This window comes from Streptomyces sp. NPDC031274 (assembly GCF_055570235.1).
Window position 1 is genome coordinate 355,691 of the sequence record NZ_JBVIHP010000001.1, and the last position, 18,121, is coordinate 373,811.

At 69.4% G+C, this 18,121-nt stretch carries 17 protein-coding genes; 9 read left to right on the forward strand and 8 right to left on the reverse strand.

Features of this window, described 5'->3' with window-relative positions:
- Positions 1-6: 6 nt before the first annotated feature.
- The 5 genes from ACZ5CR_RS01665 to ACZ5CR_RS01685 all read right to left on the reverse strand — a co-directional run bounded on the left by ACZ5CR_RS01665 (position 7) and on the right by ACZ5CR_RS01685 (position 3,165).
- The gene (locus tag ACZ5CR_RS01665; RefSeq protein ID WP_389906189.1) at positions 7-795 is read right to left on the reverse strand and encodes a DUF4311 domain-containing protein; all 789 of its coding nucleotides are present in this window, start codon (positions 793-795) and stop codon (positions 7-9) included.
- A gap of 4 nt (positions 796-799) precedes the next feature.
- Positions 800-1,135, reverse strand: a complete 336-nt coding sequence (locus tag ACZ5CR_RS01670; protein WP_468852493.1) for a DUF4312 family protein — start codon at positions 1,133-1,135, stop codon at positions 800-802.
- Positions 1,132-1,497, reverse strand: coding sequence for an SFCGS family glycine-rich protein (locus ACZ5CR_RS01675; protein ID WP_468852494.1), 366 nt, complete (start codon positions 1,495-1,497; stop codon positions 1,132-1,134). Before ACZ5CR_RS01675 ends, ACZ5CR_RS01670 begins: the two co-directional genes overlap by 4 nt.
- Before the next feature lie 38 nt (positions 1,498-1,535).
- Positions 1,536-1,931: a hypothetical protein gene (locus ACZ5CR_RS01680; RefSeq protein ID WP_468852495.1), complete on the reverse strand. Its 396-nt coding sequence runs from the start codon at positions 1,929-1,931 to the stop codon at positions 1,536-1,538.
- Positions 1,932-2,004: 73 nt separating this feature from the next.
- Positions 2,005-3,165 carry an amidohydrolase/deacetylase family metallohydrolase gene (locus tag ACZ5CR_RS01685; protein ID WP_468852497.1) on the reverse strand — a complete coding sequence of 387 codons (1,161 nt, stop codon included), beginning with the start codon at positions 3,163-3,165 and terminating at the stop codon, positions 2,005-2,007.
- A gap of 167 nt (positions 3,166-3,332) precedes the next feature.
- Between ACZ5CR_RS01685 and ACZ5CR_RS01690 the strand changes: the two genes are divergently transcribed.
- Both ACZ5CR_RS01690 and ACZ5CR_RS01695 read left to right on the forward strand, forming a co-directional pair.
- Positions 3,333-4,079 carry an IclR family transcriptional regulator gene (locus tag ACZ5CR_RS01690; protein WP_468852500.1) on the forward strand — a complete coding sequence of 249 codons (747 nt, stop codon included), beginning with the start codon at positions 3,333-3,335 and terminating at the stop codon, positions 4,077-4,079.
- Positions 4,080-4,184: 105 nt separating this feature from the next.
- Positions 4,185-4,907 carry a DUF998 domain-containing protein gene (locus tag ACZ5CR_RS01695; RefSeq protein WP_468852503.1) on the forward strand — a complete coding sequence of 241 codons (723 nt, stop codon included), beginning with the start codon at positions 4,185-4,187 and terminating at the stop codon, positions 4,905-4,907.
- A gap of 125 nt (positions 4,908-5,032) precedes the next feature.
- Here ACZ5CR_RS01695 and ACZ5CR_RS01700 read toward each other — a convergent pair whose 3' ends face one another.
- From ACZ5CR_RS01700 to ACZ5CR_RS01710, 3 genes are all read right to left on the reverse strand, one after another.
- A complete protein-coding gene (locus ACZ5CR_RS01700) occupies positions 5,033-5,668 on the reverse strand; it encodes an SUKH-4 family immunity protein (protein WP_468852976.1) in 636 nt (211 codons plus the stop codon).
- Positions 5,669-5,921: 253 nt separating this feature from the next.
- Positions 5,922-6,566 (reverse strand): hypothetical protein, encoded by a 645-nt coding sequence (locus tag ACZ5CR_RS01705; protein WP_468852505.1) that lies wholly within the window; start codon positions 6,564-6,566, stop codon positions 5,922-5,924.
- Between the two features lie 86 nt (positions 6,567-6,652).
- Positions 6,653-7,126, reverse strand: coding sequence for a GbsR/MarR family transcriptional regulator (locus ACZ5CR_RS01710; protein WP_468852506.1), 474 nt, complete (start codon positions 7,124-7,126; stop codon positions 6,653-6,655).
- Positions 7,127-7,301: 175 nt separating this feature from the next.
- On the opposite strand from ACZ5CR_RS01710, the gene ACZ5CR_RS01715 reads away from it, so the two are divergent.
- The 7 genes from ACZ5CR_RS01715 to ACZ5CR_RS01745 all read left to right on the forward strand — a co-directional run bounded on the left by ACZ5CR_RS01715 (position 7,302) and on the right by ACZ5CR_RS01745 (position 18,110).
- Entirely contained in the window at positions 7,302-8,867 is a 1,566-nt protein-coding gene (locus ACZ5CR_RS01715; protein ID WP_468852508.1) for a GMC family oxidoreductase, read from the forward strand.
- 83 nt (positions 8,868-8,950) lie between these two features.
- Entirely contained in the window at positions 8,951-10,399 is a 1,449-nt protein-coding gene (locus tag ACZ5CR_RS01720) for an aldehyde dehydrogenase family protein (RefSeq protein WP_468852509.1), read from the forward strand.
- A complete protein-coding gene (locus ACZ5CR_RS01725) occupies positions 10,396-11,547 on the forward strand; it encodes a M20 family metallopeptidase (protein WP_468852510.1) in 1,152 nt (383 codons plus the stop codon). The genes ACZ5CR_RS01720 and ACZ5CR_RS01725 overlap by 4 nt, the downstream gene beginning before the upstream one ends.
- A 321-nt stretch (positions 11,548-11,868) precedes the next feature.
- Positions 11,869-14,658, forward strand: coding sequence for a glycosyl hydrolase (locus ACZ5CR_RS01730; RefSeq protein ID WP_468852511.1), 2,790 nt, complete (start codon positions 11,869-11,871; stop codon positions 14,656-14,658).
- Between the two features lie 378 nt (positions 14,659-15,036).
- Complete coding sequence (locus ACZ5CR_RS01735; RefSeq protein ID WP_468852978.1) at positions 15,037-15,882, forward strand: helix-turn-helix domain-containing protein; 846 nt, start codon at positions 15,037-15,039, stop codon at positions 15,880-15,882.
- A 164-nt stretch (positions 15,883-16,046) separates the two neighbouring features.
- Positions 16,047-16,910 carry an ABC transporter ATP-binding protein gene (locus ACZ5CR_RS01740; protein ID WP_468852513.1) on the forward strand — a complete coding sequence of 288 codons (864 nt, stop codon included), beginning with the start codon at positions 16,047-16,049 and terminating at the stop codon, positions 16,908-16,910.
- Positions 16,911-17,045: 135 nt separating this feature from the next.
- Positions 17,046-18,110: an ABC transporter substrate-binding protein gene (locus ACZ5CR_RS01745; protein WP_468852514.1), complete on the forward strand. Its 1,065-nt coding sequence runs from the start codon at positions 17,046-17,048 to the stop codon at positions 18,108-18,110.
- Positions 18,111-18,121: the final 11 nt, after the last annotated feature.

Below are 18,121 nucleotides of genomic sequence, written 5' to 3' on the forward strand. Positions count from 1 at the left end.
CCTGCCTCACTGGGGCTTGGTGCCGGTCGCGTCGTGGAACTGCAGGAGCCAGTGCGGGACGTCGACCTTCAGCTGCTGGAGCAGAGTGATGTCGGCGCCGCGCAGGACGGTGCTGGCGGCGAACAGGACGATGACCGCCCCCGCGAGAGACTTGGTGACCTTGGTCCAGCCCAGGTCGTCGACTCCCTTGCCGATGACGATGCCGAGCACGATGCCCGGGACCGCGTTGCCCATCACCAGGTGACCGAGCCCGCCCAGGACGGTTCCCCAGGCTCCGGTGCGGCGGCCCGCGTCGACGGCGGCCATCCAGAAGATGATGGGCATCACGGGGTTGATGAGCCATTCCGAGGCCGGTCCCAGGACCTTGGCGGCGACGTCCTGAAGGGAGTGCGGGATCGAGGCCGCCGTCGTGTTGAGCAGCGCGATGAGGACCATGCCGACGACGGTGCCGGTGAGGGCCATCCGGCGGGGGTTGTGCAGGGTCTGGTCGAGGTTGCGGTTCTTGACCATCGCGACCGAGGCCGTCCAGTGGGGCACGATGCGGTGGTCGACGTCGCCGGTCAGCGCTCCGGTGCCGACGGCGCTCGACCAGGCGTTGAAGAGGAAGCCGAGGCCGAAGGAGAAGTGCGCGACGGGGTCGTTCTGGCAGGCGTTCAGCTCGCCGAGGGTGCGGAAGGCGCCCATGCCCTGGACCTTGGGCGCGTGGAACATCCGGGCCACGCCCGCGCTCGCGCCGAAGCCGATGAGGCCGCCGATGACGAGGGACTGCAGCAGGACGGTGAGGGTCTCGTTCATCGGGTCACCTCATGTGCAGGGCGTGCTGGAGCGGCGAGAGCCGCTCCTCGCGCACCGTGAAGTCGACGGCATCCAGGTCGAGTGAGGCCACCTGCACCTCGACGCGCAGGGTGATCTCGAAGCGTTGGCGGGTACGCGGGAAGAGCAGGCCCAAGAACCTTTCGGTCCAACGGTGTTCAGCGGCGGAGAGCACTTCGAGCTCCAGCGGCTCCACCCGGAAGCAGACCCCTTCCGAGCGCTTGCCGACCGCCGACTGGACCTGGCCGATGGCGGTGGCGAAGGCCTTCTCGCGGGTAGGACCCGAGCCGGTGAGGCGGAGTGTGTGGCGGGACTGCTTCACGCCGTCCTCCCCAGCTTCTTCAGGAGGGCCTCGGTGACCTTGAATCCCAGTTCCTCGCTGTCGAGGAAGCCGAAGCCGAGTACGGTGCGGCCCTGTTCGACGGCGGTCACGCCGGCCTGCGCCGACCGCATGCCGAACTCGATGTCGTGCCCGTACTTGGCCTTGGCGGTCACCGCCCCCGCGCCACCGCTGCCGCAGAAGGAGATGCCGAGGTCGGCGCCCTCGGCGGCCATCACGTCGCCCACCTTCATGTCGGCTCCGGGCCCGGGGATGACGACGGGGTCGCCGCCCGCGGCACGCACTCCGTCGGCGACCGCGTTTCCCTTGCCGAGCCGGTGTCCGATCACGATCTTCACTGTCATGGCGGTGCTCCCTGGTGTGTCGGTCATACCTGTGTCGGTCATGCCTGCTGGTCGGTGTGGTCCTGTAGCTGTGCCGCCGCCTCGAAGTGCAGGGCGAGCAACAGGACTTCGGTGTCGCGCGCGGCGAATCCCCGCGGTGTGCAGTAGCTGTCGATGAGCTGACGTACGGCCGACATGCGCCCGGGGGCGACTTCGGCGGCGAGCTGGGGGTCGAGTGTGTCCAGGTGCTCGGCGGTGCGGACCCTGCGGACGAACGCCAGCGCGTGCACGGCCAGGGCGAGCGCGCGGATGTCGTCGAAGACGATGCCGCTTGACTGCGAGTAGAGGCGGGTGAGCGGGAGGAACGCTTGCAGGTCGGTACGGTCCGTTTCGGTGACGGGATGGCCGGTGTCCCGTACCGCCTCTGCCAACCGCTCGATCAGGGGGGTGCTCAATTCATGGGCCTCTCGGTGGTGCGTTCCGGTCGGTGGTGCGGGCTCGGCCGGGGAAGCGGCTGGTGCCGGTGGTTCAGGGGGATCCGGTCCCCACCGGATGGACGCGGCCCGCGCGGACGACCGCGACCGGCTCCAGGCGGGTGTCGCCGGTGCGCGTGGCGCCCTCGGCGTCGGTCAGCGTCACCGGACCCTGCTCCCGCCGCAGCAAGGTCAGGTCCGCCGCGGAACCTGGACGCAGGGTGCCCAAGTCGCTCTCCAGGCCCAGCACTTCAGCGGCGTTCAGGGTGACGCAGCGAATCACCTGCTGCGGCATCATGCCCAGGGCGAGGAGTTTGTCCAGGGTCGTGGCCAGCGAGTGCACCGGCCCCTCGATGCTGCGCGCGTGCAGATCCGTACTGATCGTGTACGGGGTGAATCCGGCGGCCAGTGCCCGTTCCGCGGTGCCGAAGCACAGGCTCGCGCTGCCGTGCCCGATGTCGAGACGGACGCCGCGCGCGACGGCCGCACGTGCCTGCCGCTCGCTGCCGAAGAGACCGCCGGGCTTGCCGTGGAAGGCGTGCGTGACGACGTCACCCTCGCCGAGCAGGTCAAGGACGTCGCCAAGGACCGGGGGTTCGTTGCCCACATGGACCATGACAGGTCGGCCCACCCGCTCGGCGACCCGCTTGGCGGACCGCAGCGGGGCCAGCCCGCTGTCGCCGAGCACCGACGCGCTCATTCGGACCTTGATTCCGCGGATCTGATCGGGGTGGTCGCGCAGCGCCTTCTCGGTGGCCGCCTCGTCCACGTCCCCGGGCCCGTGCGAGAGCTCCCTGGGCCCGTGGACCAGGCCGTGGCGGGAGATGTTCAGCCAGCTCAGCACCCGGGTGGTGGCAGGGCGGACAACGTTGTCCGTGAAGTCGGAGAAGTCGTCGCTGCCGCAGCTGCCCGCGTCCACCACGGTGGTGACGCCCTGGCGCACCCCGATCGTGTCGGCGGGGGCGCCGAGGTAGGTCCGGGAAGCGTAGACGTGCGTGTGCAGGTCGATCAGGCCCGGCGCGACGAGAAGTCCGTCGGCGTCGAGCCGTTCCTCGCCGACGAGGGTGCCGGGTGCACCGATCTCCGCGATGCGACCGTCGTGCACGGCGACGTCACCCGGTTCGGGGGCCTCGCGCAGCGGGTCGGCCAGGAGCCCGCCCGACACCACGAGATCGAATCGTTGTCGGTGCGGGGCAGTTGCCCCGTGTACAGCCATGGACGGCCGCCTTTCCCGAGCGTGAGATGGGTGCGTGGAGCGTCCGGTGCGCGGGGCGACCCAGGGGTGCGCCGCGGCCGGAGGACAAGCGGGCGTTCCGTAGAGTAGATTGGCGTTCCGCTGTACGGACCGGTTGGCAACATAGCCCGCGTGTTCTCGGAGGGTCAATGGATCGCAGCAAGCCCGTTAATTCCGTCGCGAAGGCGCTACGGGTCCTGCACGCACTGGCCCGCCCGGACGGACCGCACCGTCTCGGCGAGATCGCCGAGCACTCGGGCGTGCCCAAGGCCAGCACTCACCGGGTCCTCGCCATCCTGATCGAGGAGGGGTACGCGGCGGCCGACGGTGAGGGCCGCTACGGCAGCGGCAATCAACTCCGGGCCCTGTCCGCGCTGGTGCTGGCCGACGACGGCGTCGGCATCGACGCGGTACTGCGCGCGCTCCAGCAACGCCTCGGGCAGACCGTCCACTTGGCCGTGCTCAGCGGTGACTACGCCACGTACACCCACAAGGTCGACCCGGGCCACGCCTACCGCATCGCCAGCGACGTCGGTACTCCGCTGCCGCTGCACACCACGGCCGCGGGCAAGGCGCTGCTCGCGCATCTGTCGCAGAGCGAGGCGGACGACATCCTGGACCGCACCGGACTGCCCGCCCGCACACCCCGCACCCACACCGACCGGGCGTCTCTGGCCGAGGAGTTGGCCCGCATCCGAGCCGATGGCTATGCCACCGACTACGAGGAATCGGACGACTCCATCTGCTCGGTCGCCGCTCCGGTGCTCGACGCCGATGGAACCCCGGTCGGGGCGGTCTCGGTCTCCGCCCTCACCTTCCTCGTGACGGAGGAACAGCTCAGCAGTTTCGCGCCGGCCGTGCAGCAAGCGGCGCTCGATGTCTCACGCAGACTGTGAACACCGGTTGGGAGGAGGGCTGAACCATATGGGGGGGCTTCCCCCACCCCGGTTCGGGGGGTCGTCGGAGTGCTGGAGGAGAGCGCTTCATGATCCGCTGTACGCATGGAAATTGAGCGCACAGAAGGTTCAGCAGGCGCAAAGCTGAAGGCTCGGATCGGGTATGCGGCGTGGATTGTGGGTGTCGTGCAGTTCTTCGTCATCCATGGCATCGCTGAGGCGGCCTGGGTGGAACCGTACAGCTGGGCGCGGTTCAACATCAGCGACTTGGGCAACGCTCACTGCGCCCTGCAGGCTGAGCCCGAGCCGCGATACGTGTGCTCTCCCGAACACGGCCTGATGAACGGGGCGTTCATCGCCCTGGGGACTCTGCTTGTCGTAGGTGTAGCCCTGACCGGTGCTGGGCTATGGCGCAGAGGTCGGTCAGCGATCGTCGCCCGGTTGCTGCTGGCCGCCGGTGGAGTGGGATTCGTGCTGGCCGGGCTGGCGCCTGCGGACGTGAACGAGAATCAGCACGTCCTGGGGGCCCTGTTCATCATGGCGCTTGGAAACATCGGCCTTGTCGTGGCGGGACTTGACTCCTCGGTCGGTGCTCCCCGTTCGCTGCGCCGGGCGACCCTGTTGATGGGTATCACTGCGCTAGTGGCCTTGGGGCTCTTTCTCGCCCGCCACTATCTCGGGCTCGGTATGGGAGGCATGGAAAGGGTGGCCGCATTTCCTCTCCTGGCGTGGGCGCTGGGTGTCGGCATCCTCGGTCTGATCCGCTCGACACCACGGAGACAACAGGTGATGTCTTCGGGGAACATGCCGCAGACAACCCACAGTTGATACGGCCCGGGGTACGCCCCGCTGTTGCTTCTGCCTTCACCTCGCCCGGCCGCTGGCCGCCTGGCTGCGGACCCGGCCCACGTACCGCACAGGCCGCGCGGTACGTGGGCGACATCGGCCCGCGATCACCCGTAGAGCGAGCGGGCTCCCGGGCTGTCGCCCCTGAATCGCTGGCCGGCGGCGATCTCGTCACCGACCACCGACCAGACGGTCTCGTCGTCCTGGAAAGGGAGCGGGTCGACGCTGCTCGTCTCCTGACGGATGCGCTCGACCTCGCGCTCCAGGCGCTCGAAGTCCGCTTCCTCGTCGCCGTCGTCGCCGCTGAAGGTGAACTCCTCGAGCAGACGTTGGAACCGGAGGGTGACCTGGACGAGGGAGGAGACGTCCGTGTGGAGTTCCTGGACGGTCTCCTCGTCGGCGTCGAAGGCGTGCACCTTGCCGGAACCGGGGTCGAGGGCGAGGTGGGCGTTGAGCAGCCAGCCGATGACAGGCCATTCGCCCGCGTCCGCCGGGGCCTCCTCGAAGTCCTCGGCGTAGACGACGTCCTGGACGAGCGGCAGCCGACCGGAGTGTTCGTCGGGCTCACGCAGATGGAGTGTCCTGTTGGGGACGCCGACGGTCTGCAGGAGCCGGGCGCCCTCAGCCCCCAAGGCGCCCTCGGCGCCCGCGAGGGAGGGCGGGAAGGCGGTGGCGGGCAGGGTCGTGAGCTGGTCCTCGCCGAAGACGTCGGCGAGTTCGCTGCGGGTGACGTGGAAAAGCACTGCCGGAACTCCGAACTCGGCGGCGGCACGGACGCCGTACGTCTCTTGGTGGATGGAAGCGATCACAACAACAGCGAGGCGGATCGAGGCGCTTCCGGCGAATCCGATTCCGCACCGGCAGCGTGACCCCCTGAACGAACCAGTCGGTCTTGTGCGGTGTGCCGCCAGCAGAAACGGCGTCTCCCGGAACGCCTTCGCTCATCCCATCCCGGCGCCGCTGCGGTGTCTGTGGGAACTTCTACGGGGCCCGCCCTCAAGCGAGGTCGCCGAGCGTGAGGCGATGCCCTGCCCTGCGCCGTATGAAACCGCGGCGGCCTGCCAGCAGCGTGATCCCCGTCCATCCGACGAGGCCCATGGCCAGAGTGCCGATTTGGCCCGCGGGGTCGACGTCGGCGGCGGCTTCCATCGGGACGACGCCCTCCGGGTCGCTGATGACGTCGAGTCGGTCACCCACCTCCCACTCCGGGTTGTTCCCGTCATAGGTCAGCGGCTCGTCGAGTTCGCCTCCGGGGCCGATGAGGGTGAAGCGGTGGCTGTTCGAGCCGTCCTCATCGGCGCTGTCGGCTGTGATGCGGACGCTTTCACGCACCCCCCGGACATCCAGAGCGGCCTCGGGGGCGATCTGCACCGAGCCCACGAGGACGAATATCGCCGGAAGGAAGGAGACGACGGCGAGCCACACCGCGTTGTGGAGGAAGGCCAGGAGAATCGCGAAGGCGAAGCACCCGATGAGGCCGGTGATGATCGGAATCACATCTGTGCCCACCGCGAGGTACGAGATCCCGGTGTTGGCCGCCGCGATGGCCCAGCCAAGTCCCATCACGACGAGGGTCGACACGAAGTATCTCCCCCGACTCACGGTCGAACCTTGCGACTTCTTCGTGTCCACCTCAGTCATCAGGGCAGCATAGACAGACCACCTGCCGTGCCCGCGTCCGGCATCACCAGGAGAGATGACGGCTGTCGACACAGGATCTCGTGCCGCTATCCGGCGTGCAGTCGCTGGTACTCGTCGAGCAGGCGTCGTAGATGTCCCACCATGAAGTCGTAGTAGGCGTGCATGTCACGCAATCGCGCCTGCTGAGCCTCTGGCATGCCAAGGCCCCGTTCCTGCGCGGTCTGCGCGAGTTCGAGCAACTGCTCGGTCTGGCTGAGCTGATGCTGGAGGCAGCCGCTCCACGCGTCGTCGCGCCACACGTAACCGGCCTGGCGTACGCCGGGCACCTTGACCCGTTCGACCGTGCCGTTCGTGATGAGCAGACGGGTCGTCTCCGACACCGAACCTTTGCTCGCCCCCAGGGCTGTCTGTAGTTCCGACAACGTCATGGGGGTTGGGCTGAGCATCAGGACGCCCGCCAGCCGTCCGGCCATGGGCGGCCATCCCATCGCGCGCCCGATCCGCTGACCGAAGTCCTCGACCAGCGGCCCGTCGGTCATGGCCGAACTCCCGTCAGCCATGACCGAACTCCCTTCGCTCATGGCTGACCTGTTGTCGGCGGCTGGCGACACTCATCCTCCCCGTACGGAAAAAAATGAAAATTCATTCTTGACTGAACATTCCTGGTACGTCAGATTACCAGCATCCGTGCAGGAGTCACCGGCGCGGAACACGCTCCCGTATCAAGGAGTAGAGATGGCAAAGCACGATCGCGACCTGATCGTCGTCGGCGCGGGCTCCGCGGGTGCGGCAATCGCCGCTCGCGCCGCCGCTCGTGGCCGACGGGTCCTCCTTCTGGAGGCGGGCCCCGACTACCGCTCGGCGCAGATGCCGGAGGCGTGGCGCTCGCCCAATCCCGTGGTGGCCCTCATGGACCCCGCGGCCTCGGAACATCTTGTGTGGACCGGCCTGAACTCCTCGCGCACCGAGAAGCAGCCGCAGGCCCCGTACTGGCGCGGCCGGGGAGTGGGCGGCAGTTCGTCCGTCAACGGCCAGATCGCGATCCGGCCGCCGATGGAGGACTTCGAGGAATGGGCCCGGCTCGGCTGCACCGGATGGGCGCCCGAGGACGTGCTGCCGTACTTCGCCAAGCTGGAGGACGACGACGAGTTCGGCGACAAGACCTACCACGGCCGCGGCGGACCGACCCCGATCCACCGGACCCCGAAGAACTCCTGGGGAAGCATCGACCGGGCCCTGGCCGACTCGGCCCTGGCGGCAGGGTTCGGCTGGGCCCCCGACGTCAACGCACCCGGCGCCACCGGAGCCTCGCCCTACCCGATCAATTCCCGTGACGCCCGCCGCGTCAGCGTCAACGACGCCTACCTCGAACCCGCACGTGAACTGGCCGGCCTCACCATCCGCGGCGACGCGCTGGTGGACAGCGTCATCTTCGAGAACGACCGCGCGATCGGTGTCCGTGCGGTGATCGACGGATCCGTCGTCACCGAGTACGCGGACGAGGTGATCCTCAGCGCGGGAGTGATCCACTCGCCGGCGATCCTGCTGCGCTCGGGCATCGGCCCCGCCGGTCACTTGCGGGCGCTGGGGATCGAGGTCCGCCAGGACCTGCCGGTCGGTCGCGGTATGCAGGACCACGCGATGACGGTGCTCTCGCTGCCGTTGCGGGCCGAAGCCGCCATCAAGTCACCGCACGATCGGCACACCAACGTCTGCGTGCGCTGGTCCAGCGGGGCGGGTACGCACTCCGACGACCTCATGTTCGTCTCGCTCAACCAGAACGTCCTTGCCATGGCCACGGCGAACACCCAGTCGCACGCCGGTGCCTTCGGAGTCTGGCTGAACCGGGCCCACTCGCGCGGTGAGCTCACCCTGGTCTCCACCGACCCTTCGGCGCACCCGTACGTCGCCCAGCGGATGCTCTCCGACGAGCGCGATCTCGCCACGATGAGGGAAGGCGTGCGCGCCCTCGTCGAGTTGAGCGGCAGCCCCGAGACGGCAGCCGTCCTCGGCGGATCGGTCGAAGAGGCGAACCGTCTGCTGTTCGAGGCCCTGGTGAACGACAGCCACCTCGACGACCACCTGCTGTCCACGGTCATCGACGCCCAGCACGGCACGAGCACCTGCCGGATGGGCGCCCCCGGGGACACCGAGGCGGTCGTCGACCCGGCGTGCCGAGTGCAGGGGGTGCGGGGTCTGCGGGTCGTGGACGCTTCGGTCTTCCCTTCCGTGCCCCGGGCCAACACCAATCTCGCCGCCATCATGACCGGCGAGCTCATGGCCGACCGGCTCGACGCCTGATCCCGCCCGTACCGAGCTCCGTGCTCCCGCCTCGTCCCGCGCCCCCTGATCCGCCCCCGTACCGAACAGAAACGGCCACAACCATGGAAACCCTGCAGAACTTCATCGGCGGCCGGTGGGAAGAACCGGTCGGCGAGGATGTCGTCGCCGTGGTCAACCCCGCCACGGAGGAAGCCTTCGCGCAGTTCCGCGCGGGCAGTGCCGACGACGTCGACCGCGCCGTGTCCGCGGCCGTCGTGGCGCAACCCGAGTGGGCCGCGCTCACCGTGGCGCGGCGCGTGGAACTGATGCACGCCTGGGCCGACACGATCGCGGCACACGCCGACGAACTGGCCGAACTGGAATGCCGGGAGATGGGCAAACCGGTCGGCATCGGGGGCTCCTTCATAGCGGGGGCCGTGGCCGGGCTGAAGGCCGCCGCGGACCAGGCGCTCACCTACCCGTTCAGCGAAACGGTGACCGGTCCGGGTCCGGCGGGAGAGCGGACCGACATCGTCCGCCACCCGCTCGGCGTCACCGCAGTGATCACTCCGTGGAACTTTCCCGTGGTCATGGTCCTCGGCGCACTCGGCCCGCTGCTCGCCGCCGGGAACACCGTGGTGGTCAAGCCCTCCGAGCGATCCCCGGTCTCCACGGTGCGGCTGCTCGATCTCGCCGCCTCCGTCGGACTGCCCCCGGGGGTGCTGAACCTGGTCCTCGGTGACGGCCGTACCGGCGCCGCGCTGACGGAACACGAAGGAGTGCAGCTCGTCCACTTCACCGGCTCGGTCGGGGCGGGCCGTGCCGTGGGGACGGCGACCGGACACCGCCTGAGCCGCTCCGTGCTCGAACTCGGCGGAAAGGACGCCGTCGTGATCGACGCCGGAGTCGATCCGGTGGCCACCGCGCAGGCCGTCGCGTTCGGCGCGTTCATCAACACCGGCCAGATCTGCACCTCGATGGAACGGATCTACGTTCATGAGCGGATCGCGGACGAGTTCGTCGAGGCGCTCGTCGCGGCGGCGCGGACCTTCACCATCGGCGACGGTCTTGACCCCGCCACGGTGCTCGGGCCGCTCGTGGACGCGCGGCAACGCGACACCGTACGACGCCACGTCGAGGACGCCGTCCACAAGGGCGCCACCGTGCGCGCGGGCGGAGCCGTACCGGAACGTCCCGGCTACTTCTACCCGGCGACCGTGCTCACCGGAGTCGACGACACCATGCTCGTGATGACCGAGGAGACATTCGGCCCCGTAGCGCCCGTCACCGTCGTGGCGGGCTTCGAGGAGGGCCTCACCCTCGCGGCTGCCTCCCGCTACGGCCTCGCCGCCACCGTGTACACCGACGACCCCGATCACATCGCGGCAGCCGCGCAGCTGCCCGTGGGCGTCGTATGGGTCAACCAGTGGCAGGGCGGCGGCCCCGAGCGGCTCTACGAACCCGCCCGCGACAGCGGCATGGGGGCCACCGGAGCCCGTGCCGCGTACGACGCGGCGACCCGGCCCGCCGCCGTGCACATCGCCGCCACCGCCCCGGCGGCCGCCCTGTGAGCGCCGCCAAGGAGGCCGCGGCACGGCACGTCCGCGCCGCGGCGGACGACCTGATCGCCCTGTCCCACCGGATCCACGCCAACCCCGAACTGGCCTTCGAGGAGTATCTCGCAAGCCGATGGGTCGCCGACGCCCTGAGCGACGCGGGGTTCGAGGTCAAGCACGGATACTGCGGGCTGCCGACCGCGGTGGAGGCGACGGTCGGCACCGGGCCGACCCACATCGCGATCTGCGCGGAGTACGACGCCCTGCCCGACATCGGACACGCCTGCGGCCACAACATCATCGCCGCCGCGGCTGTCGGCGCCGGAATCGGTCTTGCTCCCTTGGCGGACGAACTCGGCCTGACGGTGCGGATCCTCGGCACTCCCGCCGAGGAAGGCGGCGGCGGCAAGGTGCTGATGCTGGAACAGGGCGCCTTCGACGGCGTACACGCGGCGATGATGGTTCATCCGGCGGCGGTCGAGATGGCGGCGATGCCCGGCCTGGCCGTCACCCAGTTCGACGTGTCCTACAGAGGCAAGGCGGCACATGCCGGTGCCTATCCCGAGCTGGGCGTCAACGCGGCGGATGCGATGACCGTCGCGCAGGTGGGCATCGGACTGCTGCGCCAGCAGACCACCGCCTCCGACCGCATACACGGGATCGTCACCCAGGCAGGCTCCGCCGCCAATGTCATCCCCGACGTCAGTCGCGGCCGCTGGATCGTGCGCAGCGACACCCTGGACGCCCTGGAGCCGTTGTCCGGGCGGGTGCACCGCTGCTTCGAAGCGGGCGCACTGGCCACCGGTTGCGACCTGTCCACCACGAAGGTCGGCCCCGACTACGCCGACCTGCGGCCGGACCAGGAGCTGCTGGACCTGTGGGTCGCCAACGCCTCGGCACTCGGCCGCAGCTTCCCCGAACTGCCGAAGAGCGTCGCGGGCGCCGCCACCGACATGGGAAACGTCTCCCATGTCGTCCCCACCATCCACCCCATGCTCGGCCTCGACTGCCGACCCGCGGTCAACCACCAACCGGAATTCACCGCCGCGTGCCGCACACAGACAGCGGACCGGGCCGTACTCGACGGAGCGACCGGCATGGCCTGGACGGCCATCGACGTCGCTCTCGCGGCCGAACGAGGTGCGGACAAGCCGCGCACGTAGCCACGCGCAAGGTAGCCGGAGCCCGAAGACGGGAGGGCGACTTCGACGATGTCGTCCCCGCCGTCCCCGGCGTCCCCGGCGTCCCCGTGGTCCCCGTCGCCCCCGGCGTGCGCGCCGGGCGGCGGCGGGGGAGTGGTGCGGTTGAAGCGTGCCCCGCCAGAGGAGCGTCTCGCCAAGACTCGAAGGCGCGGCGGCTTGGCGTCGGGCGCTCAACTCACGTCTGCACCAGCTATTGACGCTTGTTTGCACTGGCTTTACGTTCCTCGGCATCTGAGAGCGCTCTCAAGACGCCCTCACTGTCATGACTTCGAGGTGCCGTCCATGCCAGACCCCCGCTTACGACTCGTCCCTCGACACAGACCGGCCGCCGCCCTGGTGCTGGTCGCCGCGCTGGCCGCCATCGGTCTCGGCCCCGCCGCCACTCCCGCGGCGGCAGCCAACATCCCGGTAGGCTCCGGCAGTTATTCCGACACCCGCCCAGCGGGAACCTCAGGACCCACCACCAACACCGGCACCCCGGCGACCCCCAAGGTCACCCCGGCCGCCAAGGGCAAGCCGGTCCCCACCAACGACTGGTGGTCCTCCCTGGCCTTCCAGCGGTACGGCGACAACCCGTACTCCACCCCGATGTACGGACACCCGCTCACCTACCAGGCCACCGCCGGTGGCCTGGAGGTCGGCTACCCCACCACCCCCGCGGTCGTCGGCGATGGCCGCCAGTACGAGTACGCGCACAAGCGCGACCTCACCCTCGGCCTGAGCGGCCTCAACTCCCCGGACACCAAGGCCGACGCCTGGTCCGACTGGACCGTCACCCCCTACTGGTCGGACGGCACCCGCACCCTGCGCACCACCATCGGCCACGGCCTGCCCTTCGTGTACGCCAAGGGCTCGGGCGGCAACGCCCAGATCACCACCGCCGCCGCGCCGACCGTCTTCGCGGACCAAGGAAACGTCCTCGGGATCACGGTCGCGGGCCACCACTACGCCCTCTTCGCTCCGAGCGGCAGCGACTGGACCGTCTCGGGCTCCACGGTCACGGCCGGTCTGGGCGCCAAGGACTACTTCTCCCTCGCCGTCCTCCCGTCGACCGACGCGCTCGCCACGTACAAGAAGTACGCCTTCAGTTTCGTCACCGGATCCAAGGCGACCTGGTCCTCCACGGCGGGCTCGGTGAAGGCGGGCTACACCCTCACCACGCAGGCGCAGGAGGGCAGCGAGACCGGAACGCTCCAGGCGCTCTACCGCCACCAGTGGCTGCACTCGACCGATCCGCTGACCTCCTACACCTATGTGTCGCCGCGCGGCACGATGAAGGTCCGCGAGGGAACGTCCTTCACCACCAACCAGAAGTCGTCGTCAGTCCTGCCCGCACTCCCGAAGTCCTCGGGCGTCGACCGGGCGCGCCTGAAGGTGTACCTCGACGACGTGGCGAACGCGGCCGACCCGTTCTCGGGCGCCACCGACACCTACTGGACGGGCAAGGCGCTCGGCAGACTCGCCCAACTCGTCCCGGTCGCCGACCAGATCGGTGAGACCGCCACCCGCGACAAACTCCTCGGCCTGCTCAAGGGGCGGCTCCAGGAGTGGTTCACCGCCGGCGGTGCGAGTGAGTTCTCGTACGACAAGGACTGGAAGACCCTGACCGGCTACCCGGCGTCGTACGGCAGCGACACGGAACTCAATGACCACCACTTCCACTACAGCTACTACGTCTACGCGGCGGCGATCGTCGCCCAGTACGACCAGGCCTGGGCCGCCGACTCGGCGTGGGGCGGCATGGTGAAGACCCTCATCAAGGACGCGGCCAACCCGGCCCGCGGCGACACGGCCTTCCCCTTCCTCCGCGGCTTCGACGTGTACGCGGGCCACAGCTGGGCCTCAGGGCACCAGGGTTTCGCCGCGGGCAACAATCAGGAGTCGTCGTCCGAGTCGACGAACCTCAGCGCGGCCCTGGTGCTCTGGGGGTCGGCCACCGACAACGCCGAACTCCGCGACCTGGGTGCCTACTTGCTGACCACCGAGTCGGAGGCGATCGCCCAGTACTGGTTCGACGCCGACGAGCAGGTGTTCCCCTCCGGCTTCGGCCATGACACGGCCGGGATGGTGTGGGGGAGCGGAGCGGCGTACGCCACGTGGTGGACGGCGAACCCGGAGGAGATCCACGGCATCAACGTCCTGCCGGTCACCGGCGGCTCACTCCACCTGGCCGGACACAAGTCCGCGATCCGGCGCAACCTCGCAGAGATGGTACGGGAGAACGGCGGCCCGGCCGTCGAGTGGCGCGACATCCTCTGGGAATTCGAATCGCTCGCCGACCCCGCCGCGGCCAAGACCAAGTGGGACGCGGGCAACGCCGGTTACACGCCCGAGCAGGGGGAGTCCAAGGCGCACACCTACCACTGGATCGGCACTCTGGACGCGCTCGGCGCCCCCGACACGACGATCACGGGCGACATCCCGACATCGGCGGTCTTCACCAAGGGGACGGTGCGCACCTACGCGGCGCACAACTTCGGCGCCTCACCCCGCACGGTCACTTTCTCCGACGGCGCGACCCTCACGGTCCCGGCCCGCTCCACGGCGACGGGCACCGGAACGGGTGGTGGCGACCCGGACCCCGACCCGCCCACGGGGAACGTCTTCCAGCTTCGTGCGGGAGGCACACTCACCACGGCGACCGGGGCCACGGCCGGCAGCGACACCCTCGCGTCGGCGGGCGGCGCGAACCACGACGGCACGCCGTACCAGCCACTGGTCTACGAGGCGAAGAAGGTGAACGGCACCCTCACGGCGAGCAAGTCCACGGCCTTCCGCCTCCAACTGGACGCGGGGACCGCGGTCGGCCTGGGCCATCAGGCCAGGATCAGCTACGACCTCACGGGCGACGGCACCTTCGAACGGACCGAGACCTACCGGTACTTCGCGACTGATCCGGTGACCGGCTGGGAGGCCTACAGCGAGGGCAGTGGCCTCAAATCGGCGACGGGCGCGCTCGGGAACCTGAAGGGCGGGACGGTGCGCCTGGAGGTGTGGTCGGCGATCGGCAACGCCCCGGCAAAGCTCCGGACCGGGACGGCCGATTCGACACTGACGATCCCGTTCGGCTGACCGCAGATCAGTCTCTGGGTGGCGCGTCCGCTACCGCTTTCCGCCAGGACCGGGCGGGGAGCGGCAGCGGACGCGCTCGCGGCCGGAGATGCCGTAGTCCAGCCGAGCGTGTCCGGGCGGTGATGTCTGTTGCGGTCGGGGTTGGGGTCGGGGCCAGGGTCGGGGTCGGGGTGGTGATGGTCTCGTCTTCGTCCTGGGGAGGGATACCGGATCCGGAGTCGGAGCCCGCTCACCTCTGGACCCAGGGTTGCGCCCTGCCACCGAGCCGCCCGCCGGTTCGCCGGTTCGCCGCAGGCCAGGGGGCTCGCGGTGCCGCCGCGGGCCCCGTCTAGACTCGCCCGTATGGTCCGATCGTCCCGTGGTGACGCGAGCCCCGGGATGTGGCGGCAGGAGGCGGGCGCTGTGGTGCGCCGGGTCGCGCCGTTCCCGGAGCAGGCAATAGCCCCTTTCGCCATTTTCGCCGGGCTGCAGATACCTCCTGTCCCCACGGAGTGGTCGCCGCACTCGCACCCCCGGCACGAACTCGTCTGGGTCCGCGACGGAACACTGACGTCCCGGGTGGCGGACCGCGTCTTCACCGTGTCCGAGGGGTACGGGCTGTGGATGCCCGCCGGAGTGGTGCACGGAGGCCGGGCGACGGCGGGCGCACAGTTCCACGAGGCCTTCTTCGCCCCCGACCGCACACCGTCCGCGTTCGCGTTCGAAGAGCCGAGAGCGATCGCGATGACGCCCTTGCTGGAGTCACTCCTGACTCATCTTTCCGACACGGATCTCGACGCGGCGGCCAGAGCGCGGGCGGAGTCGGTCGTGTTCGACGTGCTCCAGCCGTCACAGCGCCAGTTCGCGTTGCAGCTGCCCGGCGACTCCCGGGTCGACGCGATCGCCGAAGCCCTGCTCGACGATCCCGCCGACTCCCGCTCGCTGGAGGAGTGGGCGCGGTGGCTGGGTATCAGCGACCGCACGATCACTCGCGCGTTCCGCCACGCCACGGGCCTGTCCTTCGCACAGTGGCGGCAGGCGCTGCGTGTGCACCGGGCGCTGACGCTCCTCTCCGAGGGGTTCGACGTGACGACCGTCTCCGAGGTGCTGGGCTACGCGCAGCCCAGCACCTTCATCGCCGCCTTCCGGCGGATCACCGGAACCACCCCGGGCGCGTTCTTCGCCGCCGCTGACGGCGCCCCCGAGGGTGTCCGGAATCCCGTATCGGGTGTCCAGAACTCCTGATTGTCGACATGGCGAGCGATATATAAGCTCCTCGGAGTTAGGTAACCCTTAGTTGTTGCTCGCCGCGAACGTTGCTTTCCGTGCGTGGAGAGTCCGCTGCCCGGTCGGCAAGGCCGGACGGAGGGTGCCGCATTCCTCGCCCCTCCGATCCCCCGGACCTACTGATGCTCACAAGCCCCTCCCGGCACGCCGTTCGCCCTGTGGCCCACCCCGCCACACCAGCGGGTGCCCTCAATGGGCACGACTTGGTGCTGCGGTACGGCGGCACACCGGTCGTCCACGGCGTCTCGCTGACTCTGGAACCCGGCCGTGCGACCGCCCTGGTGGGACCGAACGGCAGCGGGAAATCCACGCTGCTGCGCGCGCTCTCCCGGCTGCACCGGGTGGACGGCGGCCGGGTGACGCTCGGCTCCGCCGACGGAGGGCCCGAGCGCGACGCGGCTCTGCTCAGTGCCCGCCAGTTCGCCCGCGAGATCACACTGTTCTCCCAGTCGAGGCCCGCGCCCCAAGGTCTGACGGTCAAGGAGGTCGTGGCGTTCGGACGCCACCCGTACCGGCGTGGCTTCGCCGGCCTGACCACTGAGGACCGGAGCGCCATCGAGCACGCCATGGGCGTCACCGGCGTACGGGACATGGCCGACCGGCCGGTCGGGGAACTCTCCGGCGGGGAGATACAGCGTGTATGGCTCGCGGCCTGCCTGGCCCAGGACACCGGCGTCGTACTCCTGGACGAACCGACCAATCACCTGGACCTGCGCTACCAGATCGAGACGCTCGACCTGGTGCGCGATCTCGTCGAGGAGCACGGCATCGCGGTCGGGATCGTCCTGCACGACCTCGACCAGGCGTCCCGCGTCGCGGACACGCTGGTCCTGATGCGCGCCGGCCGTGTGCACGCGGTCGGCGCACCCGTCGACGTCCTCACCGAGGAGAACATCGGCGAGGTCTACGACATCCGGGTCGAGGTCGGCGTCGACCCGCGCACGGGCCGTCTCCGTATCGACCCCATCGGTCGGCACCCCGCCTGAAGCGGCACATCCGCCACCGCAGTGGCTCGCAAGAGCGGCGAGCTGCAAGAGCGGCGAGCTGCACGAGAGGCGAGTCGTAACGAACGACGCGTCGTATGAACGACGCGTAGCAAAGAACAAGAAAGAGGAACGTTCATGAACCGTGCCCGTCGCCTGGCGGCGTCAGCCTCCACAGGGCTCATCGTCCTCGCCGCAACGGCTTGCGGCACGACCACCGTCGACAAGGCCGACGCCGGCAGCAGTGCCAGCGCGTCGCCCGCGTCGAAGGACTGCGCCAAGGACACCACGACCACCTCGACGAAGCCGGTCTCCTTCAAGGACGGCGTCGGCCGGCAGGTGAAGCTCGACAAGCCCGCCGAACGGATCGCGGTCCTGGAATGGCAGCAGGTCGAGGACGCACTGACCCTGTGCGTCACCCCCACCGCGGTCTCCGACGGGAAGGGATACAGCACCTGGGTCAGCGCGGAGAAGCTGCCCGGCAAGGTGACCGACATCGGCACCCGTGAGGAGCCCGACCTCGACACCCTCTACGCGGCGAAGCCCGACCTCATCGTGGTGGAGGCGTTCGACGCCGACGACGAGACCCTCAAGAAGCTGGAGAAGCGCGGCGTCCCCGTGATGGCCACCCGGGGAGCGAACCCGAAGGACCCCATCGGGAACATGCGGGAGGTGTTCAGCATGATCGGCGAGGCGACGGGCCGCACCGAGCGCGCCGACCAGGTGCTCAAGGAGTTCGACGACCACCTTGCGACGGCGAAGAAGCAGGTCACCGACGCCGATCTGCCGACGAAGGACTTCCTGTTCTTCGACGGATGGCTGCAGGGAGGCAACCTCACCGTCCGCCCCTACAGCGACGGCGCCCTGTTCACCGAGATAGGCAAGGAGCTCGGCATGAACCCCGCGTGGACCAAGGACATCAACAAGGCCCACGGAGACGGGGGCGTAGACAAGTCCTACGGCCTCGCGCAGACCGACGTCGAGGGACTCACCTCGGTGGGCAAGGCCAACCTGTTCTACGCCAACGACGAAGGGGCCGGGGGGTACGTCGCCGCGCTGAAGAAGAACCCGATCTGGAAGACCATCCCGGCCGTGAAGGAAGGCCGCGCACACTCGTTCCCCGCGCGGGTGTGGGGCGCCGGCGGTCCGCGCTCCTGCGAGCAGGCGATCGACGCGTACGTCGACGTACTCGACAAGAAGTGAGCACACCTCAG